The 227-nt window shown below is 60.8% G+C and carries 1 protein-coding gene; it reads left to right on the forward strand.

What is annotated here, in order from left to right:
• Positions 1-22 precede the first annotated feature (22 nt).
• A partial coding sequence (locus tag E0702_RS18565; RefSeq protein ID WP_205742170.1) for an ammonium transporter occupies positions 23-227 on the forward strand: 205 nt, incomplete at its 3' end.

Here is a 227-nt window from a genome sequence, read left to right on the forward strand (position 1 = left end):
CTTCGTAGAAAGGCTTCAACGCATGAAACTTACGAAACTCCTTCCGCTGGCTGCGGCGGCAATTGTCCTGCCGAGCCTTGGACTTGCCCAGGACGCCGCGCCCTCGTTCGACGAAATCGGCCCCTACATCATGACCACCCTGTTGTTCTGCATGGCGGGCTTCCTGGTGTTCTTCATGGCCTGCGGGTTCGCGATGCTCGAGGGCGGCCTGGTGCGGTCCAAGAACG

The sequence above is a fragment of the Halomonas marinisediminis genome, assembly GCF_004347715.1.
GTDB lineage: Bacteria > Pseudomonadota > Gammaproteobacteria > Pseudomonadales > Halomonadaceae > Halomonas > Halomonas icarae.